We start from the raw sequence: 24,318 nt of genomic DNA on the forward strand, positions 1-24,318 counted from the left end.
AGGGTTTCTCTGCTGTTTGCACATCGAACTTATCGGTTATGCTCCTGCCGTTTGCTCTACTAGCTCTTCCGTTACTAAAATGACTTCTTCAATATCTTTATCCGAGCGAATCACCATGCCATCCGGGACTACTAAACCTGATGGAACAATCGCATTTTCAATATATACATTATTGCCAATGACCGCATCCGGCATGACAACCGTGTTTTTCAGGAACGAATGCTGCCCTACTGTTACACCCTGGAATAAAACCGAATGGAGAATGGTTCCATAAACCACGCATCCTTCATTCACCAAAGATTCCGTTACTTCTGCACCCTCTGATAAATATTGAGGCGGCTGATTCGGGTTCACAGAATATATCCGCCAGTTATTATCAAACAAATCAAGTTCTGGCTCTTCATTTAAGAGATCCATATTGGCTTCCCAAAGACTTTTAACCGTTCCGACATCTTTCCAATAGCCTTTAAATGGATAAGCCACAAGTTTTTTCTTTTCATCAAGCAGCAAAGGCAATACGTCTTTGCCAAAGTCATGACTTGAATATGGATTCCGTTCATCCATCTCCAGAAAGTCTTTTAATATCGACCATTTGAAAATATAAATACCCATTGATGCAAGGTTATTCTTAGGATTTTGAGGCTTCTCATCAAATTCGACCACTTCTAAATTTGCATCTGTATTTAAAATGCCAAAGCGGCTTGCTTCTTCCCATGGGACTTCTTTAACAGAGATCGATACGTCTGCATCTTTTTCAACATGGTAATCAAGCATTTCCGAATAATCCATTTTATAGATGTGATCACCAGATAAAATCAGGACATACTCAGGATCATACTGCTTTAAGTAGTTCATGTTTTGATAGATGGCACTTGCCGTTCCTTTGTACCATTTAACCTCTGATGATTCTGCATATGGAGGGAGCACTGTAACTCCTCCATTTTTGCGGTCCAGGTCCCATGCACTGCCGATCCCGATATAAGAATTCAGGACAAGCGGCTGATATTGTGTAAGCACCCCAACGGTATCTACACCTGAATTGCAGCAATTGCTTAATGTAAAGTCGATAATGCGGTACTTTCCGCCAAATGGAACTGCGGGTTTTGCAAGGTTTTGCGTTAACGAACTTAAACGACTACCCTTTCCTCCTGCCAATAACATTGCGACGCACTTTTTTTTCACCATGGTTGATTGTCTCCTCTCGTTTTTTAACTGCGCGTAAAATGGATATTCCATAAGGCGGAATGGTCATTGATATGTGATAAGGCTGATTATGCTGCATGCCTTCTTGTGCTTTAAGATCTTTCTTATTAACCTGGCCTGATCCTCCAAATACAGTGTCGTCGCTGTTCATGATTTCAATGTATTTTGTATCAGCCGGCACCCCCACTTTATAATCGTGGTAGGTTTGCGGTCTGAAGTTGCAGACTACAACAAGCTGCTCATTAGGCTTTAGGCCTCTTCTGATAAAGGAAAATATACTTTGCTCGGAATTATTCACATCAATCCATTCAAAGCCTTCATGAGAGTGGTCCTGCTCATACAGAGGGCGCTGTCTCTTATAAACAGCCAGCAGTTCCTTGAAATAGCTTCTTGCCTTTTGATGCATGTCAAAATCATCAAGCACCCAATCAAGCTGCTCAAGATCCTTCCACTCATCAAACTGGGCAAACTCCCCGCCCATAAACAGCAGCTTTTTGCCTGGATGAGTCATCATATACCCGAGCAGCAGACGATATTGAGCAAACTTCTGCCAATAATCACCCGGCATTTTATTCAGCAGCGAACGTTTTCCATGAACTACTTCATCATGTGAAAGCGGAAGGATAAAATTCTCAGTAAAGGCATAGATCAAAGAGAATGATACCTTGTGATGCAGGTGCTTCCGCTGTTCAGGCGGAGCTTCCATGTACTTGAGGATATCGTTCATCCAGCCCATGTTCCATTTATAGTTAAACCCAAGCCCTCCATCAGAGGTAGGTGATGTCACTAAAGGATAGTCTGTTGAGTCCTCTGCGATCATTAAAACACCAGGATCATACGCAAATACATTTTCATTCAGCTTTCTCAAAAAGTTCACGGCAAATGGGTTCTCGTGAGGCTCTTCTGTATTCTGCCAGTACAGCATATTAGCTACTGCATCCACTCTGAATCCATCAATATGATACTTTTCAAGCCAGAAAAGAGCATTTGAGATTAAGAAGCTCTGAACCTCAGGCTTTCCTAAATCGAAGTTAGCCGTACCCCAAACCTCATTCTCCCGGTCTTCATATCTCTTATATTCAAATGTCGGTTCCCCGTCGAAATAATAAAGCCCATGAGCATCCTTGCAGAAATGGCCAGGCACCCAGTCCATGATGACGCCAAGATTATTCTGATGACAAAGATCTATGAATTTCATTAGTTCATGAGGAGTTCCGTACCGGCTTGTAGCCGCATAATATCCTGTTCCCTGATATCCCCATGAACGGTCATAAGGATGTTCAATAATAGGCAAAAGCTCAATGTGAGTAAATCCATGATCGAGAACATACGGAATCAATATATCCGCTAGCTCCAAATATGTATAAAGGCTGCCGTCCTCTTTCTTTTTCCAAGAACAAAGATTAAGCTCGTAAATATACATCGGACGGTTATAAATTTCCTTTTGACGCTTCTTCTTCTGCCACTTCTGATCGTTCCATTCATATCCTGCCAGATCATAAACAATCGAAGCGGTATTAGGTTTTACCTCAGCATAAAAAGCATATGGATCAGATTTTAGAATTTTCTCATTTTTCTGTGTAATAATCTCGTATTTATAAAGGTCGCCCTCTTTTATATCCTGAATAAAAGCAGACCAGATACCTTGATCATTCACTCTTTCAAGCTTGTGATTCGAGCCGTCCCAGTGATTAAAATCACCTGCAACCCGCACCTCAAGCGCATGAGGAGCCCAAACAGTAAACACAGTACCGCAAACACCGTTCCGTACGCTGCTGTGAGCACCAAATAATTCATGAGCTTTAAACAAATTTCCCTCATGGAAAAGATGAACCTCAAAATCAGTTGGCGTAGCAAGATTCATTCCTAATCACCCTTTCTATAAAGTTATCTTAATTCTTAATTCAATCAGAAGGAAGGATTTCCTTTTTTGTAAGCGCTTCTACTTATTGACATGATATGTCATGAATCATTATTCATTTTTCAAAAAATTATTCTTTTAAAATGACTTATAAAAAAATGTCGAATAAAGAAACGAAAGAAATAAGGATAATAGAAGAATTTGGCGAAAAAACATCAGTCAAATATACTAAATAATTCATTATGTGTAAGAAAATACAGGAATTTCTAACATGACATTCCGATAGTATAATTCGAGAAAGTTATATCACAAAAACAGTTAATTCGACAAAATGAGTAAGAATTGTCGAAATCTTTTTATTCTTCACTTTTGTTTTCTTTATTACCATTACTTATACCTCTGTTTGTGATTAATGAAACCTTCTGTCTCGATATTTTTATAAAAATTTATATTATTTGTTGAAAATATATTTTTTAGGCCGGGGATAGAAAGTGAATCATTTTTTATATGACCTGTCCTGAAGGTTTGATGAGCAGAATTTTTATACGAGTTTTCAGAATGATATTGAGTTGTTTTTAATAAGTGGAATTAGTCTGGCGAACTAGAACACTACTTTTGATAGTTGGAAGGGCAATCTGCGAGCAGGAAAATCATTTCGGTTAGCAGGTACGACGGATACAGTTTGAATCATAACCAGCGAAGACTATTACTTAAAAAATCTATAGTAGACTTGACCGATTTACAATCTTACAATCTAAGTTTCAGCAATAAAAATCAACAAAAAAGCGCTGCACTATGTGCAGCACTCTTTTAAGTATGACCCGTACGGGATTCGAACCCGTGTTACCGCCGTGAAAGGGCGGTGTCTTAACCGCTTGACCAACGGGCCAAAAACAGGCTTTCTGGCGGAGAAGGAGGGATTTGAACCCTCGCGCCGCTTACGCGACCTACACCCTTAGCAGGGGCGCCTCTTCAGCCACTTGAGTACTTCCCCAGATATGGCTCCGCAGGTAGGACTCGAACCTACGACCGATCGGTTAACAGCCGATAGCTCTACCACTGAGCTACTGCGGAATAATATTGAAACCTTATTTTACCAAAACATAAATGGTGGGCCTAAATGGACTCGAACCATCGACCTCACGCTTATCAGGCGTGCGCTCTAACCAGCTGAGCTATAGGCCCATTATGGAGCGGGTGATGGGAATCGAACCCACGACATTAGCTTGGAAGGCTAGAGTTTTACCATTAAACTACACCCGCAATATGAATATAAAAATGGGGCGACTGATGGGAATCGAACCCACGAATGCCAGAGCCACAATCTGGTGCGTTAACCACTTCGCCACAACCGCCACAATTATATTTTTTTAACATTTACATCATTAAGGTAAATGGTGGCTTGGGACGGAATCGAACCGCCGACACAAGGATTTTCAGTCCTTTGCTCTACCGACTGAGCTACCAAGCCATTTGTATTAATTAAATCTTCACCGCATTTTACTAATACTGCGTAAATCTAGTAAAAATGGCGGTCCCGACCGGGATCGAACCGGCGATCTCCTGCGTGACAGGCAGGCATGTTAACCGCTACACCACGGGACCATTTGGTTGCGGGGACAGGATTTGAACCTGCGACCTTCGGGTTATGAGCCCGACGAGCTACCAGACTGCTCCACCCCGCGATAATAATAATCAAGTTCTTTCTCATCCGATTATGCTGTATATTAACCGGTTTGCTGAAGTAAGATATTTCACTGTTTAAAATAATAATGGAGGAGGTAGAGGGATTCGAACCCCCGCGGGATTTGACTCCCCTGTCGGTTTTCAAGACCGATCCCTTCAGCCGGACTTGGGTATACCTCCGAAAGACTAAATAGAATGGTGGACCTTGTAGGACTCGAACCTACGACCGGACGGTTATGAGCCGTCTGCTCTAACCAACTGAGCTAAAGGTCCTTTTTTTTGGTAGCGGCGGAGGGAGTCGAACCCACGACCTCACGGGTATGAACCGTACGCTCTAGCCAGCTGAGCTACACCGCCCCAGGAACAAAGTCAATTAATTCTATATAATTGGTGGAGCCTAGCGGGATCGAACCGCTGACCTCCTGCGTGCAAGGCAGGCGCTCTCCCAGCTGAGCTAAGGCCCCTAATTAAAAGTTGAAAATGGTCGGGAAGACAGGATTCGAACCTGCGACCCCTTGGTCCCAAACCAAGTGCTCTACCAAGCTGAGCTACTTCCCGTTATATGGCGCGCCCGATAGGAGTCGAACCCATAACCTTTTGATCCGTAGTCAAACGCTCTATCCAATTGAGCTACGGGCGCATTTATGAAACAAGTGGTGCCGAGGACCGGAATCGAACCGGTACGGTAGTCACCTACCGCAGGATTTTAAGTCCTGTGCGTCTGCCAGTTCCGCCACCCCGGCGCAAGTAAGAGCGGAAGACGGGATTCGAACCCGCGACCCCCACCTTGGCAAGGTGGTGTTCTACCACTGAACTACTTCCGCAAAATATGATGCGGGTGAAGGGACTCGAACCCCCACGTCAATGACACTAGATCCTAAGTCTAGCGCGTCTGCCAATTCCGCCACACCCGCATATTAAGGAAAATGGTGTGCCATGAAGGACTCGAACCTTCGACCCTCTGATTAAAAGTCAGATGCTCTACCGACTGAGCTAATGGCACGTATTAAATCATATCTTGATTCAGTTTAAGACCGAATGGTGCCGGCAAGAGGACTTGAACCCCCAACCTACTGATTACAAGTCAGTTGCTCTACCAATTGAGCTACACCGGCATTTAAAGTAAGGTAAGCAATACTTTTTTTGCTGATCTTTTGCAGCATGTTAACAACAAGAATAAATGGTGGAGGATGACGGGCTCGAACCGCCGACCCTCTGCTTGTAAGGCAGATGCTCTCCCAGCTGAGCTAATCCTCCGCTTGAATACTTTTGTCATTAGCCTGGCAACGTCCTACTCTCACAGGGGGAAACCCCCAACTACCATCGGCGCTAAAGAGCTTAACTTCCGTGTTCGGCATGGGAACGGGTGTGACCTCTTTGCCATCATCACCAGACATAGTGACAAAAATTATTATACTATGAAATCCGAAGATTTCAAGCTTTTTTTTCGAAAGAAGTTATTCTTTCAAAACTAAATAACGTATGATAACAAGTTTCACTCAGGTTTTACACTTTATTAGACTGTGGTTAAGTCCTCGAACGATTAGTATCTGTCAGCTCCACACGTCACCGCGCTTCCACCTCAGACCTATCAACCTGATCATCTTTCAGGGTTCTTACTCACTTGCGTGATGGGAAATCTCATCTTGAGGGGGGCTTCATGCTTAGATGCTTTCAGCACTTATCCCTTCCGCACATAGCTACCCAGCGATGCCTTTGGCAAGACAACTGGTACACCAGCGGTGCGTCCATCCCGGTCCTCTCGTACTAAGGACAGCTCCTCTCAAATTTCCTGCGCCCACGACGGATAGGGACCGAACTGTCTCACGACGTTCTGAACCCAGCTCGCGTACCGCTTTAATGGGCGAACAGCCCAACCCTTGGGACCGACTACAGCCCCAGGATGCGATGAGCCGACATCGAGGTGCCAAACCTCCCCGTCGATGTGGACTCTTGGGGGAGATAAGCCTGTTATCCCCGGGGTAGCTTTTATCCGTTGAGCGATGGCCCTTCCATGCGGAACCACCGGATCACTAAGCCCGACTTTCGTCCCTGCTCGACTTGTAGGTCTCGCAGTCAAGCTCCCTTGTGCCTTTACACTCTGCGAATGATTTCCAACCATTCTGAGGGAACCTTTGGGCGCCTCCGTTACATTTTAGGAGGCGACCGCCCCAGTCAAACTGCCCACCTGACACTGTCTCCCAGCCCGATCAGGGCTGTGGGTTAGAATTTCAATACAGCAAGGGTAGTATCCCACCAATGCCTCCACCGAAGCTGGCGCTCCGGCTTCCAAGGCTCCTACCTATCCTGTACAAGCTGTACCAAAATTCAATATCAGGCTACAGTAAAGCTCCACGGGGTCTTTCCGTCCTGTCGCGGGTAACCTGCATCTTCACAGGTACTATAATTTCACCGAGTCTCTCGTTGAGACAGTGCCCAGATCGTTACGCCTTTCGTGCGGGTCGGAACTTACCCGACAAGGAATTTCGCTACCTTAGGACCGTTATAGTTACGGCCGCCGTTTACTGGGGCTTCAATTCAAAGCTTCGCTTGCGCTAACCTCTCCTCTTAACCTTCCAGCACCGGGCAGGCGTCAGCCCCTATACTTCGCCTTGCGGCTTCGCAGAGACCTGTGTTTTTGCTAAACAGTCGCCTGGGCCTATTCACTGCGGCTTTTCAGGGCTATGAACCCTAAAAAGCACCCCTTCTCCCGAAGTTACGGGGTCATTTTGCCGAGTTCCTTAACGAGAGTTCTCTCGCTCACCTTAGGATTCTCTCCTCGCCTACCTGTGTCGGTTTGCGGTACGGGCACCTCTCACCTCGCTAGAGGCTTTTCTTGGCAGTGTGGAATCAGGAACTTCGGTACTAAATTTCCCTCGCCATCACAGCTCAGCCTTATATGAGAAGCGGATTTGCCTACTTCTCAGCCTAACTGCTTGGACGCGCATATCCAACAGCGCGCTTGCCCTATCCTCCTGCGTCCCCCCATTGCTCAAATGGTGAGGAGGTGGTACAGGAATATCAACCTGTTGTCCATCGCCTACGCCTTTCGGCCTCGGCTTAGGTCCCGACTAACCCTGAGCGGACGAGCCTTCCTCAGGAAACCTTAGGCATTCGGTGGAGGGGATTCTCACCCCTCTTTCGCTACTCATACCGGCATTCTCACTTCTAAGCGCTCCACCAGTCCTTACGGTCTAGCTTCAACGCCCTTAGAACGCTCTCCTACCACTGTTCGTAAGAACAGTCCACAGCTTCGGTGATACGTTTAGCCCCGGTACATTTTCGGCGCAGAGTCACTCGACCAGTGAGCTATTACGCACTCTTTAAATGGTGGCTGCTTCTAAGCCAACATCCTGGTTGTCTAAGCAACTCCACATCCTTTTCCACTTAACGTATACTTTGGGACCTTAGCTGGTGGTCTGGGCTGTTTCCCTCTTGACTACGGATCTTATCACTCGCAGTCTGACTCCCAAGGAGCAAGTCTTTGGCATTCGGAGTTTGACTGAATTCGGTAACCCGATGAGGGCCCCTAGTCCAATCAGTGCTCTACCTCCAAGACTCTCATACTTGAGGCTAGCCCTAAAGCTATTTCGGAGAGAACCAGCTATCTCCAGGTTCGATTGGAATTTCTCCGCTACCCACACCTCATCCCCGCACTTTTCAACGTGCGTGGGTTCGGGCCTCCATTCAGTGTTACCTGAACTTCACCCTGGACATGGGTAGATCACCTGGTTTCGGGTCTACGACCACGTACTAAAACGCCCTATTCAGACTCGCTTTCGCTGCGGCTCCGTCTCATCAACTTAACCTTGCACGGGATCGTAACTCGCCGGTTCATTCTACAAAAGGCACGCCATCACCCATTAACGGGCTCTGACTACTTGTAAGCACACGGTTTCAGGATCTTTTCACTCCCCTTCCGGGGTGCTTTTCACCTTTCCCTCACGGTACTGGTTCACTATCGGTCACTAGGGAGTATTTAGCCTTGGGAGATGGTCCTCCCTGCTTCCGACGGGATTTCTCGTGTCCCGCCGTACTCAGGATCCACTCTGGAGGGAACGAAGTTTCGACTACAGGGTTATTACCTTCTCTGACGGACCTTTCCAGGTCGCTTCATCTACCCCGTTCCTTTGTAACTCCGTATAGAGTGTCCTACAACCCCAAGAGGCAAGCCTCTTGGTTTGGGCTAATTCCGTTTCGCTCGCCGCTACTTGGGAAATCGCGTTTGCTTTCTCTTCCTCCGGGTACTTAGATGTTTCAGTTCCCCGGGTCTGCCTTCATTATCCTATGTATTCAGATAAAGATACTGTTCCATTACGAACAGTGGGTTTCCCCATTCGGAAATCTCTGGATCAAAGCTTACTTACAGCTCCCCAAAGCATATCGGTGTTAGTCCCGTCCTTCATCGGCTCCTAGTGCCAAGGCATCCACCGTGCGCCCTTCATAACTTAACCTAAATGGTCATTCGCATCACAAGATGCGTTTCGCATTTCGTTGTTTGTTTAGACATAAATGTCTAGAAAATCACTAATTATGGTAAGCGTAAATCTCAGTGAATTACTTGTTATCAATTACGTTATCTAGTTTTCAAAGAACAACCGACAAATCGGATGATTTGTCTTCTATCATAGAGAGAATGATCTCTCAAAACTAAACAAAAACCAAAAGCGTCCTCATATCTTCCTTAGAAAGGAGGTGATCCAGCCGCACCTTCCGATACGGCTACCTTGTTACGACTTCACCCCAATCATCTACCCCACCTTAGGCGGCTGGCTCCTTGCGGTTACCCCACCGACTTCGGGTGTTGCAAACTCTCGTGGTGTGACGGGCGGTGTGTACAAGGCCCGGGAACGTATTCACCGCGGCATGCTGATCCGCGATTACTAGCGATTCCAGCTTCATGCAGGCGAGTTGCAGCCTGCAATCCGAACTGAGAATGGTTTTATGGGATTGGCTAAACCTCGCGGTCTCGCAGCCCTTTGTACCATCCATTGTAGCACGTGTGTAGCCCAGGTCATAAGGGGCATGATGATTTGACGTCATCCCCACCTTCCTCCGGTTTGTCACCGGCAGTCACCTTAGAGTGCCCAACTGAATGCTGGCAACTAAGATCAAGGGTTGCGCTCGTTGCGGGACTTAACCCAACATCTCACGACACGAGCTGACGACAACCATGCACCACCTGTCACTTTGTCCCCCGAAGGGGAACCTTCTATCTCTAGAAGTGGCAAAGGATGTCAAGACCTGGTAAGGTTCTTCGCGTTGCTTCGAATTAAACCACATGCTCCACCGCTTGTGCGGGCCCCCGTCAATTCCTTTGAGTTTCAGTCTTGCGACCGTACTCCCCAGGCGGAGTGCTTAATGCGTTAGCTGCAGCACTAAAGGGCGGAAACCCTCTAACACTTAGCACTCATCGTTTACGGCGTGGACTACCAGGGTATCTAATCCTGTTCGCTCCCCACGCTTTCGCGCCTCAGCGTCAGTTACAGACCAGAGAGTCGCCTTCGCCACTGGTGTTCCTCCACATCTCTACGCATTTCACCGCTACACGTGGAATTCCACTCTCCTCTTCTGCACTCAAGTTTCCCAGTTTCCAATGACCCTCCCCGGTTGAGCCGGGGGCTTTCACATCAGACTTAAGAAACCGCCTGCGCGCGCTTTACGCCCAATAATTCCGGACAACGCTTGCCACCTACGTATTACCGCGGCTGCTGGCACGTAGTTAGCCGTGGCTTTCTGGTTAGGTACCGTCAAGGTGCGAGCAGTTACTCTCGCACTTGTTCTTCCCTAACAACAGAGTTTTACGATCCGAAAACCTTCATCACTCACGCGGCGTTGCTCCGTCAGACTTTCGTCCATTGCGGAAGATTCCCTACTGCTGCCTCCCGTAGGAGTCTGGGCCGTGTCTCAGTCCCAGTGTGGCCGATCACCCTCTCAGGTCGGCTACGCATCGTTGCCTTGGTGAGCCATTACCTCACCAACTAGCTAATGCGCCGCGGGCCCATCTGTAAGTGACAGCCGAAACCGTCTTTCCAACTTGAACCATGCGGTTCAAGATACTATCCGGTATTAGCTCCGGTTTCCCGGAGTTATCCCAGTCTTACAGGCAGGTTGCCCACGTGTTACTCACCCGTCCGCCGCTGACCTCCGAAGAGGTCCGCTCGACTTGCATGTATTAGGCACGCCGCCAGCGTTCGTCCTGAGCCAGGATCAAACTCTCCGAAGAAAATTTGTGACTCAATTTGTTGCTGACTTCAAAAATTTAAAACGTTTGGTACGCTTTTGGTTTTGTTTAGTTTTCAAAGATCATTTGCTTCAAGCGAAGCTTTATTAATATAACATTTTGCCGTTTTAAAGTCAAGCGTTAATTTTACTTTTCTTTTTTTTAGGCTGTGTTGCTTTTTCGCGTTTTTCGCGGCAACGAATAATAATATACCACGCTGAAATTCCCTTTGCAATAGCTTTTTTATCATTTTATAAAAAAAGATTTTAATTATCGAAAACGCACTGAATTTGTCTGAAATTCAGTGCGTCATATTCGAATCAGGACTGTTTTAAATGAAGAACATCAAGCAATCTCCTTTTAAGTAAAGCAAATTCCGAACTAGTAATGAGATTTTCTTTCCTTGGCCGTGTAAATTCTACGTTCACTTCTTCTATTAAGCATCCAGGTCTTGGTGAGAGGATGAAGATTCTGTCTGACAGGAAGATAGCTTCATCCATATCATGTGTAATGAATATCACTGTCTGATCTGTTTCCTCGCATATTTGGATAAACCACTTCTGCAGTTCAAGTCTTGTCATCGCATCAAGTTTGCCGAATGGTTCATCTAATAGAAGAAGTTCTTTATTGTTTAGGTATGCTCTTAGGAAATTGGCACGCTGCCGCATTCCGCCTGAGAGCATAAAGGGATAATGCTTTTCAAATCCTGCAAGCCCAAATTTCGGGAAAAGACCGCGAGCTTGAGTGAGCGCCTCATCTCTCCCGGTACCTTGTATTTCTAATGGAAGAATAACATTATCCAAAACCGTTCTCCATGGAAACAATACATCACTTTGGGGCATATAGCCGACAAGACCGGTTTTATTTGTAATATCTTCTCCATTATACTTTACACTGCCTTTAGTCGGCTTATTGATGCCGGCTATAATATCAAGCAATGTGCTTTTTCCGCAGCCGCTTGGTCCAATAATGCTTACAAATTCACCTTTTTTCACATTCAAGTCTGTCGGCATCAGGACATTCTGGTCTTTAGAATAAGATTTGCTGATTTGAGAAAGAGTCAGCATGCTATTTCTTTCCTTCAGGCAGGAATTCATTTGTAAAAGCTTCACTTGGTTCAATGTTCTCTTCAATCAGCTTTCGTTCATACATCCAATCGGCATATCTTTTCCAGACTTTTTCATCTTGAATGCCCCATTGCTTCGCTTTTCCCTGATACTGATCACTTAGCCACACTTGGCTTTCCTTTACTAGCTCAGCATTAATCTCAGGTACATTTTTAATCAGAATATCCGCTGCTTCTTCCGGCTCTTCAATGGCAAATTGATAACCCTTTGATGTAGCCTTCATGAAGGACTGAACCATTTCTTTGTCTTTTGCAATTTTGGATTCGCTGGTTGCAATAACCGGAGTGTAATAGTTTAATGCTGGATCAAGGTCTTTTAAATAGATGTAGTTCAATTCAATTCCCTGACGAGCAGCCTCAACCCCATCCCATCCCTGGAAAATCCATTGAAAGTCTGTATCGCGTCCGATCGACTTGAAAAAGTCTGTTGCTCCAAGCGTGACATAATCAACTTTTTCAAAGTCTGCATTCGATTTATCCATTACAGCTTTAATAACAGCTTCTTCTGTAGGAGAACCCCATCCCCCGTAACGTTTTCCTTCAAAATCCTTTGGAGAAGTGATGTTTTCTTCTTTTAAAGAAGCAAATGCAGAAGTATTCTCCTGTATGATTGCTCCTATTGAAACAATCGGCACACCTGTTGATCTTGCGTGTGTAATATTCTCCTGATGGCTGACAGCAAAATCAACTTCACCAGAGGCAACAATCTGATCCGCACTGACTCCTTCACCAGGTTCAACTATTTCAACATCAAGACCTTCTTCTTTATAGAAGCCATTTTCTTTCGCTGCATAAATGCCTGTATGATTTGTATTTGGAAACCAATCCAGCATAATCTTCACTTTTTTTAATTCCTCATCAGAGGATTTTTCTGCCGATCCGCATCCAGATAAGATGAACACTAAACTAAATAGAATAAATAAGAGTTGTTTCATTTTTTCTCCCCCGTGCTAGTTAGAATGCTTTTGCTGCTTATATTTCCAAGGCATCATGATTCTTGCCAGTATTTCAATAAGTGTAAAAATGATTAAGCTTAAACCTACTATTAAGACGATTGTTGCAAATACTTTATCTGTCAGAAACGATTGGGAGGATCGAGTCAATAGAATTCCGAGTCCTTTGCTTGCACCCAGCCACTCTCCGATAACCGCCCCCATCACACTGTATGTTCCGGCTATTTTCAACCCTGAAAAAAAGAAAGGTGTTGCAGCTGGAAGCTTCAATTTTAAAAACATCTGTCTGCGGCTTGCTCCAAGCGTTCTCATGAGCTTCACCATATCCCTGTCTACTAAACGGAAGCCGTCAGAAAGATTGATGGCGATCGGAAAGAAACAAACGAGCGCCACGACAATTACTTTAGGAAAAATGCCGAATCCAAACCAGATGATAAGCAATGGAGCAAGCGCTATTATTGGAATGGTTTGTGAAAGAACAAGCAGCGGTTCAACTGCTTTTCGAACCCAATCTGACAGGTCTATTAAGATAGCAATCAATACGCCCGCTGTTACAGCGATCAATAAACCAAGTACTGCTTCCGACAGAGTCTGCAGGATATGTCCGCCTATCGTTCCCCTCATTTCAGCAAGCGTGATGAAAATATGAGTCGGACGAGGCAGAATCCAATTTTCCACTTTTGAAACGATGACAGCCAATTCCCACAAAAAGAGGAATGACAGCAGCACTATACCAGGAAGCGCTATTCCTGAAAGTGTTTTAACAGTATTTCTTAAGTTTTTCATCCATTGTGACCCCTTCTTTTGGGCGGTAATGAATTTTCATGTGAGTCATTACCTCGGTTGCACCGGCTGAAATACAGGCATCCTGCGCTTGCTTAACGATATCAATCAATTCATCTAGCTCTCCCTCCATAACCGTCTCCATCGCACCTACCTCATATTTAACTCCTGATCGCTGAACAACCTCGATCGCTTTGTCGACAATTTCATATGTATTCCCTTCTGATGATTTAGGCAGCACCTGAAATGCTAGATTTACACTGGACATTCTTTATCCTCCTTAAAATTTATTAATATATGAGTATCTGACCGAACAACAAAAAAGGCTGCCACTGGGGCAGCCTTAACGCATTCGCAAAGTTATGGAAAAGTAATGCATCTTCCGCATTCCCTCCGCTGGCATTACCCAGATCAGGTTAAAGGGTCGATACAAGAATCAGTATCCTCTCAGCCAAGTTCACTCAGCTCCCCTGCATATATTGAATTCATGGAAACTATAGCAAGATTTTGGATCCTTGTAAAGACAGATAAAAGAGCTTTCCATTCTTTTCTGAAAAAAATCAAGATTTAGTCTTGTCGAATTTTGCAACTTCCTGTATAGTAGTGTCTAAATCATATATTGCATTTGACCACTTGGGGAGCCATTCGGCTGAGAGTGAACGTTATGTTCAGACCCGTTGAACCTGTATAGTTAAAGCTTACGTAGGGATGTGGCGATGGATTCAAGTGATAACCCAACCAAAGCAGTGCGTGGAAACCATCCGACATTCCCCGCATTGCTTTTTATTATGGAAAAAAACTGCCCCGGTCAATGCTGAAAAGGGGAAGAGCTATGCAGACAAATACACGTCTAGTTTTTTTAGTAGAAGCAGCGATTCTATCAGCAATTGCATTTCTGCTTGATTTAGCAACAAGCTTCATTGGCAAAATGCCTCAGGGAGGGTCAATTTCGCTTGCAATGATTCCAGTCCTGATCATGGGTTTTCGCCACGGATTAAAGGGAGGACTGCTGACAGGCTTTTTACTTGGCGTTTTGCAGACGATTATGGGCTACACCACAATTGTGCATCCAGTCCAGGGTTTTCTTGACTATTTTGTTGCATTTACCGTGGTAGGTGCCGGAGGAGTTTTCTATAAACAAGTCCAAAGCTCTCTGAATCCTCTTAACAGAGGACGATTAATTGCTTACGTAGTAGCAGCGGCTTTTCTGGGAAGCTTCCTTAGATTTGCTGCACATACACTTGCCGGCGCTATTTTCTTTGCAGAATTTGCAGGCGATAAGCCCGTTCTGCTGTATTCAGCCGGCTATAACGCTTCCTACATGGTGCCTACATTTATCATTTGCTCAATCGTCTTAGTAATGATGCTCACTGCTTCTAAATCACTTGTCTTAAAAAGAAAATAGATTCTGTCAAAAGCACCGATTTTTTTCGGTGCTTTTTTATCCTATTAAAATTTATATAATTTCTTCCATTCATGTCTATTCCAGCGCCTGACTCTTCGGTCAGAACTTATTTCTTGTCATAAACACTCTATCATCAGCATGTACTAGTAGTAATAGATTTCTTATGGAGGGCAAATGATGAATCTATCCTTCTCATTGATGATGATAACATTTTTATTGTCGATTATTCATTTTCTATATGGTTATTTTGAAGCGATAAGGATCAGCAACGAAGAAGAATTAGTCAACGGCTGGTCTATGATTTTCTCTTTCCCGCTTGGGTTTGTATTCGCATATTTTGCTTCGGTATTTCATCAGCAGGTTTTACCCCACTAAAAAGAAACGCGACAAGGTCACGTTTCTTTTTTCATTACCTCTATTAATTTCTCTAAGTACGGATCCAATTCCTCAAATGAGTATCCAGCACTTTCAGCCTTTGACACATTCAGTGTCCATTCACCTGATAATCCATAAGGTGAAGCATTCTCTTTCGCAATCTCCCTTGTCACAATCGCTTTTTTCCCGACAGCACATCCGATTTTAAGCAAAAGATCATTCAGTGACAGACTTTTTTCAAAAGCGGCATTGTATGCACCCGTTAAGGTTTTTTCTCCAGCCATATACAAGAATCCCGCTGCGTCCTCAGCTGAAGTATAGCTGTAAAAATATCCAGGATCTGCAATTCCAATCGGTTCCTCGTTCTTCACCTTTTTCACATGAAATAAAAAGCGTTCCGTATAATCATCTATTCCGATTACCAGAGCAGGTCTTACAGCGGCAACAGGCACATCCGCATTCTGAAAAAGATAGGCTTCTGCACTGCGTTTCGCTTCCTGATAGCCGCTTATCCCTTTATAGTCTTTGCGCTCTTTAAAAGAAGGCTCATACGACAGAGGATCAAAGTCCTCTTCTGTCTTCCCTCTCCCGAATTCATAGACTGCCATTGTCGAAGTGAAAATATAATGCCTGATTTTGCCGTGTAGCGCTTCATAAGCAGATTTTGCTTCAAGCGGCGAAAAACACGATTGATCATAAACAACGTCCCATTGTTTATGATCAAAGGCTTTAATCATTGATTCTTTGTTTTCACGATCGATAATCAGACGCTCTACGCCATCTCCAAAGTCATCATGAGTTCTTCCTCTTGTTGCAATCGTCACTTTTGCCCCATTTTCAAGCAGCTTATGAACAAGTCTTTTGCCGAAAAATTGCGTTCCGCCCAGTATTAATGCTCGATTCACATTGATCCCTCTTTCCTTTTCAATGCAGCTGCCAGTTTCGACAAATCACGCCATCCAAATGCGGTCTCCTGATGATCTGTCCCATCAATCGTATAGACGTCCTCTGCGATCCTTTCGGGCAAAAAGCGTTCATAGAATCCTTTTGAAGGATTCTCATCCATTACCCACAGCAGCATAGATTGATAGTTTTTCCGAAGCAGTTCATTTGCAGTTGCCTCTACAAGCCTGCGCCCGATGCCTGCTCCCTGCACTTCTTTTAATAGATAGATCGCATATAATTCCCCATCAAATCCATATTCCTTTGTCCGCTCTGGTCCGAAGCCTGCAAACCCTGCTATTTGGCCATCCTGATTTTCTGCCACAAAAACTGTCTCCGGATCAATAGACATCCACATTTTTTCTTTGCTTTCATATGTAAGACTTTCAAGATATTCATCTGCTACAATACCTTTATAGGTTGTTCTCCAGCTGTCCACGTGAACAACTGCGATTTGCTTCGCATCTTCTTTAACAGCTTTTCTTATTCTAAAATTCATTTTCAACACTCCTTGCTGAAAAAATTCGACAAGCGAAAATTAAATCCCTACCTCTAAAAGGAGTTTCTTTTCATAAAACAGAATATGTTCATAGACTAAGGCAAAACGGAGGCTTCAAGTGAAAATACTTCTGCATAGTTTCTTATCAATCCTGTATATCGTTTATTTCACCGGTGTGTTTTACGTTCTGTTTCTCTTTTTGAATATACCTGCAAGCGTAATCGCAGGAAGCGTTATAACGCTTTTGCTGCTTGGCTTGTTTATCTATTCTATATACGAGTTGATCAACCGCAAGGAAAGGAATCTGCTCTTTTTCAAGGGACTGTCAGGATCCATCTTCCTTTCCATCACAACCTTCAGTTTAATTATTACCTTGTTCTTCGTAGTCCTAATGAATGTAATGACGACTCATTTCAACTATCAAAATATCAGTCCCAGGGAGAAATTTGAGTTTCAGGTGAACGCTTTTTTGCCGATTGATCCTTATGAAGAATACAAAGAAACTGCTGAAACGAAGAAAATTTCTCATCTTACTGTTTACTATTCCTCTCTTAATAAAAGGGATATCCAGCTGGTTGAAGACGAATTCGATCACGCAAGGAGCATCAGCACCCGCTTGTTCGGCAAGATCGAGGATCAGCCCATTGACCTGATTCTCCTTGATGAATCGCCGGACTCGCTGCAGGAGCTTGAATATTTGGATTATATGGGGTTTTACGATCATGTGAAAGAAACCATGGCCATCGTGATTCCGGATGATCTCGATGCCGCATCTCCGCTTGTCGTGGAAACCTTTTACCATGAATATGCCCATTACTATATGGAGAAAGCATTAGAGAAAATGGAAATCGAATCGCTGAAAATTCCAATCTGGTTTAATGAGGGCGTTGCAGAATATGCTGGCTATAACGGAGAGGATGCAAAAATCCCCATCGACAAGGTGATCCCTTTCGATGAGCTAAGAAATCCCGGAAGCTGGGCAAATGCATTGGAAGACAGTCCGGAAGCGGAAGTGTATACTCAGAGCTACTACGCCGTTAAAATTTTGGCAGATGAATTTGGAGAAGACATTATCCGGGATCTCCTTCTTGAAACAGGAAAACAAAACAGCTTTGAAAAAGCTTTGAAAAAGAAGACGAAGTATACGTTTAAAGATCTGGAAAAGAAAATCATGGAAAAACAAAAAAGGACTCGGAATTGAGTCCTTTTATTTGTTTACAGCGCTTGTTCACTTGAAATCTCAGCCACGTCTTTCTTTTCAAAAAGAAACAGCATGACGCCAATGATAATGATTCCTCCGCCAATTAATTGCGTAAGAATAACCGTCTCTTCAAGGAAGTAATACGCAAGAATAATCGATCCAACCGGCTCAAACAGAATGGCAACAGAAATGACATTTGTCGAAATCCATTTCAGCGACCAGTTAAATAGCGAATGCCCAAGCAATGTCGGGACAATTGCAAGCAGCAAAAAGTACAGCCAATCCTGTTTCTGAAAACCTGTCAGAGGATAGCTTAGCAGCACACAGTAAAGGAATAATGTCACTGAGCTGACCGCATAAACGATAAAAGTATATAGAGTCAGCGTATGACGCTTCCTCACACCTTGGCCAAACAGCAGATAAGCAGTGACCATCGCACAGGCCGCAAGTGCTAGAAAGTCTCCAAACAGCGCAAGCCCGCTGATCCGGAAATCTCCCCAGCTGATCACAACACTGCCTGCAATTGCAAGCATGGCACTAATTATAGCCCTCGCTGACACCCTCTCTTTAAAGAAGAAATAGGTGCCAATAAACGCAAACAGCGGCTGAAGAGTCACCAGCACAACTGAACTCGCTACAGAAGTGTAGTTCAAAGATTCAAACCAGAGAATAAAATGAAAAGCAAGCAGTATCCCTGCCAAAATTGAATAGCTCCAGTCTTTCTTTGTTAACGTTTTAATATGAGGCAGCGATTTTGCCAAAAACAGCGGCAGAACGATGAGTGTTGAGAAAAACAGGCGATAAAACGCGATAACTGGAGCAGGTGCAGAGGTCAGCTTTACAAAAATGGCAGATGTTGAGACCGCCGCAACTCCAATTGCGAGTGCCAGATAAGGATAAAATGTTGATTTATTCATGATCGTTCCCCTTTTTAAAATACATTTCTTCTATTATACTGCAACTGCTTCTGCATTTTTTAGAGAATAATAGTTTTCAAAACTTTCTAAAAATAGTTTATAATGAAAGCGTAATCATTCTTTTTGTCCAGGGAGGTCCCATGCAATCACTAAAAAATAAAACCATCGGCCAATTATTGAAGGAAACTGTGTCAAAATACGGAAGCCAGGATGCCATTGTCTATTCAAAGGAAAACATCCGCTATACGTATGATGAATTTTACAGCGAAACAACGAAGCTTGCAAAAGCCTTAATGGGTCTTGGCGTCAAAAAGGGTGAAAACATTGCCATTTGGGCAACCAACGTCCCTGAGTGGCTCCTGCTGCAGTTCGCATCTGCACGCATTGGCGCCATACTTGTTACCGTCAACACAAGCTACCAAAGCAGCGAGCTCGAATACCTGCTGAAGCAGTCTGACTCCACCACTCTGTTCTTAATTGACGGCTTTAAAGGAACATCTTATGTCGACATTGTCCGCTCCATCACGAATTCAGCTTCTGCAGAGAAATACAAACAAATTGAAGCACTGCCGCACTTAAAAAACCTCATTTACATAGGAAATCAAAAAGCACCCCATGAGATGTACAGCTGGAATGAGCTTCTCGATCATGGATCTAAAGTTACTGATGAAGAGCTTGCCGAACGAGAGAGCCTATTAACTCCTGAGGGCGTCATCAATATGCAATACACCTCAGGCACAACCGGCTTCCCTAAAGGTGTCATGCTCACTCATCACAATATTGTCAACAACGGCTTCCTTGTCGCAAGCTCAATGAATTTAACGAATCAGGACCGTTTATGCATCCCGGTCCCATTCTTCCACTGCTTCGGCTGCGTTCTTGGCGTTCTGGCATGTGTATCTGTCGGAGCAGCCATGGTGCCAATCGTGGAGTTTAATCCCGATCTTGTCCTTCAGACCGTTGAAAAAGAAAAATGCACAGGACTTCACGGAGTGCCGACGATGTTTATCGCTGAGCTGAACTCTCCTAACTTTAAAAACTATGACCTCTCAACCTTGAGAACAGGGATTATGGCGGGCTCAACCTGTCCTATTGAAGTCATGAAAAAAGTCATCAATGAAATGGGCATGTCAGAAGTAACGATTGCTTACGGCCAAACAGAGTCCTCACCTGTTATTACACAGACAACAGTGACAGACTCCATTGAACGCAAAGTTGAAACAGTCGGCAAAGCCCATCCTCATGTAGAAGTGAAAATCATTGACCCGCTTACAGGCAAGGAAGCAGCACCTGGAGTTCAGGGAGAGCTTTGCACAAGGGGCTACCTCGTCATGAAAGGCTACTACAAAATGCCTGAAGCAACAGAAGAAGCGATTGATAAAGAAGGCTGGCTTCATACCGGTGATCTGGCTACAATGGATGAACACGGCTATATCGTCATTACCGGACGACTGAAGGACATGATCATCCGCGGCGGAGAAAATGTCTACCCGCGTGAAATTGAAGAATTCCTTTATCGTCATGAAGATATCATGGATGTTCAGGTAATTGGCGTTCCTGATGAAAAATACGGAGAAAAAGTAGCTGCATGCATCGTTCCAAAAGAAGGAGTCACCCTGACGGCAGAAGACATAAAAGCATTCTGCAAAGGACAGCTTTCCCATTATAAAATTCCTGAATACTATTATTTCGTCAAAGACTATCCGATGACCGCATCAGGAAAAATCCAAAAATACAAGCTCAGAGAGCAAGTAAAAAACCATCTAACACAGGAACTGTCGGGAAGAAGCTGAAAAAAGAACTTTGTCCATCACTTTGATAGAATTAAGATGAAGGGAGAGATCAAGATGCTGGAACATTCACAGGCAGTACGCGCTGAATTACTGATCGAAGTCAAAAACATGACAGATGAACAGTTCAACCAAAAACCTTCACAGGACGTTTGGAGCCCAGGCCAAATCCTTCAACATCTTTACTTAATGGAGCGTGTCATCACAGGAGGCATGAAACAGGTTCTCATGTCGGGCGAAAAGAAAGAAATAAGCGAAAAACCGCTGGAATTGGTCATCGACCGTTCCCGCAAAGTCCATGCACCCGAAAACCTCAAACCTGCCGAAGGATCATACGTAAAAGAAGAACTTTTTTCAAAACTTGAAGAATCACGCCGAGAGCTGATTAACTTTGCAGAAACGGCACCCGTCCAAGCCCTGAAAGAAAAAGCAATGAAGCACCCTTACCTTGGCGAGCTTTCCTTAAAGCAATGGGTTGAGTTTATTGGGTATCATGAAAAAAGGCATTTGCTGCAATTAGCAGAAGTGAAAAGTGAGGCTATTAAGAAGTAAGAGGATTTTCCTCTTGCTTTTTTATAGCAGACATATCGTTTAATAATGGAATTTAATAGAAAAACCCGAGTATACAGACGCGGTGAATTCATTGGCGATTTCCGTTTTCTATACCGAAACCACAGGCTGGGACCGAATCGGCAACTTAAACACTTCGACCCGCTTGGTGAAAGCACTAAAAATGGACTTTGAGTCCATTATCCGCCATTCCGAAAGTGTCATAAACGGAAACGCCGACACCATCCAAACCCTGCACCGCTATTTTCATAACTTGGATATCGTAATTAATGGGTATGTGTATGAGGACTTTTCGAGCGTGGTTGAGAGTGAGTGAGGCTTTAATAGTCTATTCTAAAGTAACAGTCAAAATATTTTTGTTTTGACTGTTACTTCCTATTGCAAGAATGCTTCAGAGGCAGTATAATTTATAATATCGCAAATGAAATTTTGCAGATTCCTATATACGGGGCATTAGCTCAGCTGGGAGAGCGCTACGCTGGCAGCGTAGAGGTCATCGGTTCGATCCCGTTATGCTCCATCAAAAAAACCCTTGAATATCAAGGGTTTTTCTAATTTCATTCAAAAGAAGAATTTCTCTAAATTGTATTTCTTCTAAAGGGGGCTATTGCGGAATAGCCTTCTTAATTATTAAAAGGCCCGATGTACATACTCAGGGCTTTTTTTGTATTCTCAAACTTCTTTTTTGTCTAAATATGCAAGATAATTCACTTAGAAATCAGTTCTCATTTTGCAGGGTATATATAATGTTATCCCGCTTCAACAAATCCCCTTGCATTTTTTTCTGCTAAATACGTTGCTAATCTCCATTCCAACCCTTTATATCATCAAAAAAACGGGTATAAATTGCAGTGCAATTTAATACCCATTTTGGCTTTATTTTTATGCTTTCTCCTCAAAACGGAACCCGTTATATAGAGAACAAATTTTTTCTATTGTTGAAACTTAAAGGATATCCAAGCTGATTGCTAAAGCTGCTAATACTTGAATTAAAACTTGAATTGTAACAACAACATCTAAATCTAATGCGCCTACGTTAACATTATGAGAATCCTGGATGATAATTTCTTGCTCATTTTCTTGTTCAATTCTTGCAAACTGGAACAACTCTTGAGTAAATCTATCAGCTTGCTCACTATCATCAGCAAATGAAAGTCTGACAATTAGGGTAATTGCTGCTTGAATTGCTGCTTGAAGTGCAACTGCAGCCTGCACATCAATCGTTAATACGTTCACATCAGTAGAATCTACAATCTTAATTCTTTCTGAAGATCTTTGAGAAATACGAGCACTGTTTCGAGCTCTTTGAGAAACTTCTATTCCTTCAAGTTGATTGTTTTCATTTTCTCTTTCACCGCCAACGCCATTTCCATTACAATTTTGAAAAATCACTCTGTTTCTAGCCAATTTATTTCCCCCCTTTCTGAGTCATTACATTCTTAAGAAATTCTTCTACTTGATCATTTAATTGAGTAACCATTTGTTTTAGAGGCTTCTTCTTCTCCTCTGGAATGGCTCTGAGCTTTGAATTAATACCGTATTTTTCTAATAGCATTTGAACAAATAGGTTTGTTGTATTCCTGTCCATAGCGATCTCTCCTTTCACCATATTTTATTCATGAAGTGAGCAGTCGATTGGGGGAATATACTCCGGCAAATACACATTTTTCGACTATTTTTTTATATGTTTCGGAGAAATCATCTGGATGGACATTATCTTGCGGAAGAATCTTCATAATTTTTTCAACAATTTTTCCGACCTCAAATGACAAAAATGTGCTTTTTATGCATATCTATAACCTATTCCATTACTTAAAAGTTTGCATACTCTATAATTATAGAATTATATATTGTAGTCGGATTTATTATTAGATGGTCAATCTATAATTCTGTTGTTTTCCTTCCTATTTATACAGGTGAGATTTTCACCTGTCTTTTTTTCTTCTATTGCCATTTAAATAAAAATTATACAGAAAGAGTTGATTTTAATAGTTATGCTTTCCTATTTCGATTTAAAAAACAAAACCGCTATTGTTACTGGAGGAGGTAAAGGTCTTGGATCCCAGATTGCAATAGCTCTTGCTGAAGCTGGCGCTAATATTGTCTTATGCTCACGTGACATAAAAGCATGTGAATCGATGTGTGATGAGCTACAGAAAACAGGTACAAAAACACTTGCCCTTAAATGTGACGTTACTAACCACCAGGACATAAAAAATGTATTATCTGAAACAATGAAGGTATTCGGAACAGTAGATATTTTAGTAAATAACAGTGGTACATCTTGGATATCTCCATCACTTGAACTGCCTGAAGACAAATGGGACAAAGTAATGAATGTAAATTTAAAAGGAGTATTTTTATTTAGTCAGGAAGCAGGAAAAGTCATGGTGAAGCAAGGAGGAGGAAAAATTATTAACATCGCATCTGTCACAGGTTTTGGAGGGACTGCTCCAGAGCTTCTCGACACAATTGCCTATAACACAAGTAAAGGGGCCGTTATGACATTTACGAAAGATTTAGCCGTTAAATTAGCACGCAGCAATATCCAAGTAAATGCAATTGCACCAGGGTTCTTCCCGACTAAGATGACTCAAGAAATTCTGAAAGGAAGTCAGAGTATATTGGGAAAAGTACCTGCAAAACGTTTTGGAAATGATTCAGACCTAAAAGGAGCGGCTATTTTCTTAGCATCTAATGCTTCCAATTATGTGACTGGTCATATTCTAGTTGTCGATGGTGGAATAACCGCACAAGTTTAGTTTAATTAAAGGGGGATAAAAT

At 43.3% G+C, this 24,318-nt stretch carries 17 protein-coding genes, 22 tRNA genes, 3 rRNA genes and 2 riboswitches; of the genes, 7 read left to right on the top strand and 35 right to left on the bottom strand.

What is annotated here, in order from left to right; genetic code table 11:
- Positions 1-36 precede the first annotated feature (36 nt).
- The 30 genes from QLQ22_RS20135 to QLQ22_RS20280 all read right to left on the bottom strand — a co-directional run bounded on the left by QLQ22_RS20135 (position 37) and on the right by QLQ22_RS20280 (position 14,103).
- Entirely contained in the window at positions 37-1,182 is a 1,146-nt protein-coding gene (locus tag QLQ22_RS20135; protein ID WP_223443619.1) for a glucose-1-phosphate adenylyltransferase, read from the bottom strand.
- Positions 1,136-3,067: a 1,4-alpha-glucan branching enzyme gene (glgB, locus tag QLQ22_RS20140; protein WP_284015420.1), complete on the bottom strand. Its 1,932-nt coding sequence runs from the start codon at positions 3,065-3,067 to the stop codon at positions 1,136-1,138. Before glgB ends, QLQ22_RS20135 begins: the two co-directional genes overlap by 47 nt.
- An 814-nt stretch (positions 3,068-3,881) precedes the next feature.
- A tRNA-Glu gene (locus QLQ22_RS20145) sits at positions 3,882-3,953 on the bottom strand.
- A 14-nt stretch (positions 3,954-3,967) separates the two neighbouring features.
- A tRNA-Ser gene (locus tag QLQ22_RS20150) sits at positions 3,968-4,058 on the bottom strand.
- A gap of 5 nt (positions 4,059-4,063) precedes the next feature.
- Positions 4,064-4,138: transfer RNA gene (locus tag QLQ22_RS20155), tRNA-Asn, on the bottom strand.
- Positions 4,139-4,172: 34 nt separating this feature from the next.
- Positions 4,173-4,249: transfer RNA gene (locus QLQ22_RS20160), tRNA-Ile, on the bottom strand.
- 4 nt (positions 4,250-4,253) lie between these two features.
- Positions 4,254-4,327, bottom strand: a tRNA-Gly gene (locus QLQ22_RS20165).
- Between the two features lie 16 nt (positions 4,328-4,343).
- Positions 4,344-4,419 (bottom strand) — tRNA-His (locus QLQ22_RS20170).
- Between the two features lie 40 nt (positions 4,420-4,459).
- Positions 4,460-4,535, bottom strand: a tRNA-Phe gene (locus tag QLQ22_RS20175).
- Positions 4,536-4,593: 58 nt separating this feature from the next.
- Positions 4,594-4,669 (bottom strand) — tRNA-Asp (locus QLQ22_RS20180).
- Between the two features lie 3 nt (positions 4,670-4,672).
- A tRNA-Met gene (locus QLQ22_RS20185) sits at positions 4,673-4,749 on the bottom strand.
- Between the two features lie 88 nt (positions 4,750-4,837).
- A tRNA-Ser gene (locus QLQ22_RS20190) sits at positions 4,838-4,930 on the bottom strand.
- 16 nt (positions 4,931-4,946) lie between these two features.
- A tRNA-Ile gene (locus QLQ22_RS20195) sits at positions 4,947-5,023 on the bottom strand.
- Between the two features lie 7 nt (positions 5,024-5,030).
- Positions 5,031-5,107, bottom strand: a tRNA-Met gene (locus QLQ22_RS20200).
- A gap of 31 nt (positions 5,108-5,138) precedes the next feature.
- A tRNA-Ala gene (locus QLQ22_RS20205) sits at positions 5,139-5,214 on the bottom strand.
- Between the two features lie 17 nt (positions 5,215-5,231).
- Positions 5,232-5,308, bottom strand: a tRNA-Pro gene (locus QLQ22_RS20210).
- A 5-nt stretch (positions 5,309-5,313) separates the two neighbouring features.
- Positions 5,314-5,390: transfer RNA gene (locus QLQ22_RS20215), tRNA-Arg, on the bottom strand.
- Between the two features lie 14 nt (positions 5,391-5,404).
- Positions 5,405-5,493: transfer RNA gene (locus QLQ22_RS20220), tRNA-Leu, on the bottom strand.
- Between the two features lie 9 nt (positions 5,494-5,502).
- Positions 5,503-5,574 (bottom strand) — tRNA-Gly (locus tag QLQ22_RS20225).
- A 9-nt stretch (positions 5,575-5,583) separates the two neighbouring features.
- A tRNA-Leu gene (locus QLQ22_RS20230) sits at positions 5,584-5,664 on the bottom strand.
- Positions 5,665-5,677: 13 nt separating this feature from the next.
- Positions 5,678-5,753: transfer RNA gene (locus tag QLQ22_RS20235), tRNA-Lys, on the bottom strand.
- 36 nt (positions 5,754-5,789) lie between these two features.
- Positions 5,790-5,865, bottom strand: a tRNA-Thr gene (locus QLQ22_RS20240).
- Positions 5,866-5,931: 66 nt separating this feature from the next.
- Positions 5,932-6,007, bottom strand: a tRNA-Val gene (locus QLQ22_RS20245).
- A gap of 21 nt (positions 6,008-6,028) precedes the next feature.
- Positions 6,029-6,144, bottom strand: a 5S ribosomal RNA gene (rrf, locus tag QLQ22_RS20250).
- 129 nt (positions 6,145-6,273) lie between these two features.
- Positions 6,274-9,204 (bottom strand): 23S ribosomal RNA (locus tag QLQ22_RS20255).
- 234 nt (positions 9,205-9,438) lie between these two features.
- Positions 9,439-10,976: ribosomal RNA gene (locus QLQ22_RS20260) — 16S ribosomal RNA — on the bottom strand.
- Together the 16S, 23S and 5S rRNA genes with 21 tRNA genes alongside form the textbook arrangement of a ribosomal RNA operon.
- Before the next feature lie 317 nt (positions 10,977-11,293).
- Complete coding sequence (locus tag QLQ22_RS20265; RefSeq protein ID WP_284015421.1) at positions 11,294-12,040, bottom strand: ABC transporter ATP-binding protein; 747 nt, start codon at positions 12,038-12,040, stop codon at positions 11,294-11,296.
- A 1-nt stretch (position 12,041) separates the two neighbouring features.
- Entirely contained in the window at positions 12,042-13,034 is a 993-nt protein-coding gene (locus QLQ22_RS20270; RefSeq protein ID WP_252207307.1) for an ABC transporter substrate-binding protein, read from the bottom strand.
- A gap of 15 nt (positions 13,035-13,049) precedes the next feature.
- The gene (locus tag QLQ22_RS20275) at positions 13,050-13,838 is read right to left on the bottom strand and encodes an ABC transporter permease (RefSeq protein WP_223437535.1); all 789 of its coding nucleotides are present in this window, start codon (positions 13,836-13,838) and stop codon (positions 13,050-13,052) included.
- Positions 13,813-14,103 (bottom strand): MTH1187 family thiamine-binding protein, encoded by a 291-nt coding sequence (locus tag QLQ22_RS20280; protein WP_284015422.1) that lies wholly within the window; start codon positions 14,101-14,103, stop codon positions 13,813-13,815. The genes QLQ22_RS20275 and QLQ22_RS20280 overlap by 26 nt, the downstream gene beginning before the upstream one ends.
- Positions 14,104-14,204: 101 nt before the next feature.
- A riboswitch (TPP riboswitch) is annotated at positions 14,205-14,317 on the bottom strand.
- Between the two features lie 142 nt (positions 14,318-14,459).
- Positions 14,460-14,561: riboswitch (TPP riboswitch) on the top strand.
- Positions 14,562-14,667: 106 nt separating this feature from the next.
- Here QLQ22_RS20280 and thiT point away from each other — a divergent pair.
- Both thiT and QLQ22_RS20290 read left to right on the top strand, forming a co-directional pair.
- Positions 14,668-15,240 (top strand): energy-coupled thiamine transporter ThiT, encoded by a 573-nt coding sequence (gene thiT, locus QLQ22_RS20285; protein ID WP_284015423.1) that lies wholly within the window; start codon positions 14,668-14,670, stop codon positions 15,238-15,240.
- 177 nt (positions 15,241-15,417) lie between these two features.
- Entirely contained in the window at positions 15,418-15,615 is a 198-nt protein-coding gene (locus tag QLQ22_RS20290; RefSeq protein ID WP_223437542.1) for a hypothetical protein, read from the top strand.
- Between the two features lie 17 nt (positions 15,616-15,632).
- On the opposite strand, the gene QLQ22_RS20295 is transcribed toward QLQ22_RS20290, so the two are convergent.
- The gene (locus tag QLQ22_RS20295) at positions 15,633-16,520 is read right to left on the bottom strand and encodes an NAD-dependent epimerase/dehydratase family protein (RefSeq protein ID WP_284015424.1); all 888 of its coding nucleotides are present in this window, start codon (positions 16,518-16,520) and stop codon (positions 15,633-15,635) included.
- Complete coding sequence (locus tag QLQ22_RS20300) at positions 16,517-17,056, bottom strand: GNAT family N-acetyltransferase (protein ID WP_284015425.1); 540 nt, start codon at positions 17,054-17,056, stop codon at positions 16,517-16,519. Before QLQ22_RS20300 ends, QLQ22_RS20295 begins: the two co-directional genes overlap by 4 nt.
- Before the next feature lie 118 nt (positions 17,057-17,174).
- Here QLQ22_RS20300 and QLQ22_RS20305 point away from each other — a divergent pair, with 118 nt between their 5' ends.
- Complete coding sequence (locus QLQ22_RS20305) at positions 17,175-18,257, top strand: gluzincin family metallopeptidase (RefSeq protein WP_284015426.1); 1,083 nt, start codon at positions 17,175-17,177, stop codon at positions 18,255-18,257.
- A 14-nt stretch (positions 18,258-18,271) separates the two neighbouring features.
- Here QLQ22_RS20305 and QLQ22_RS20310 read toward each other — a convergent pair whose 3' ends face one another.
- Positions 18,272-19,174, bottom strand: coding sequence for a DMT family transporter (locus QLQ22_RS20310; RefSeq protein ID WP_284015427.1), 903 nt, complete (start codon positions 19,172-19,174; stop codon positions 18,272-18,274).
- Between the two features lie 116 nt (positions 19,175-19,290).
- Between QLQ22_RS20310 and QLQ22_RS20315 the strand changes: the two genes are divergently transcribed.
- The 3 genes from QLQ22_RS20315 (at position 19,291) to QLQ22_RS20325 (ending at position 22,054) form a co-directional block, all read left to right on the top strand.
- Positions 19,291-20,967 (top strand): AMP-binding protein, encoded by a 1,677-nt coding sequence (locus tag QLQ22_RS20315; protein ID WP_284016910.1) that lies wholly within the window; start codon positions 19,291-19,293, stop codon positions 20,965-20,967.
- A 54-nt stretch (positions 20,968-21,021) separates the two neighbouring features.
- Complete coding sequence (locus QLQ22_RS20320) at positions 21,022-21,516, top strand: DinB family protein (protein WP_284015428.1); 495 nt, start codon at positions 21,022-21,024, stop codon at positions 21,514-21,516.
- Positions 21,517-21,981: 465 nt separating this feature from the next.
- A tRNA-Ala gene (locus tag QLQ22_RS20325) sits at positions 21,982-22,054 on the top strand.
- Positions 22,055-22,479: 425 nt separating this feature from the next.
- On the opposite strand, the gene QLQ22_RS20330 is transcribed toward QLQ22_RS20325, so the two are convergent.
- Both QLQ22_RS20330 and QLQ22_RS20335 read right to left on the bottom strand, forming a co-directional pair.
- Entirely contained in the window at positions 22,480-22,941 is a 462-nt protein-coding gene (locus tag QLQ22_RS20330) for a spore coat protein (RefSeq protein WP_223437553.1), read from the bottom strand.
- A 1-nt stretch (position 22,942) separates the two neighbouring features.
- Positions 22,943-23,122, bottom strand: a complete 180-nt coding sequence (locus QLQ22_RS20335) for an LAGLIDADG family homing endonuclease (RefSeq protein WP_223437555.1) — start codon at positions 23,120-23,122, stop codon at positions 22,943-22,945.
- A gap of 400 nt (positions 23,123-23,522) precedes the next feature.
- Between QLQ22_RS20335 and QLQ22_RS20340 the strand changes: the two genes are divergently transcribed.
- Complete coding sequence (locus QLQ22_RS20340; RefSeq protein ID WP_420828881.1) at positions 23,523-24,296, top strand: SDR family oxidoreductase; 774 nt, start codon at positions 23,523-23,525, stop codon at positions 24,294-24,296.
- Positions 24,297-24,318 lie beyond the last annotated feature (22 nt).

Origin of the sequence: Metabacillus hrfriensis, from assembly GCF_030127205.1 — a bacterium.
GTDB lineage: Bacteria > Bacillota > Bacilli > Bacillales > Bacillaceae > Bacillus_P > Bacillus_P dongyingensis.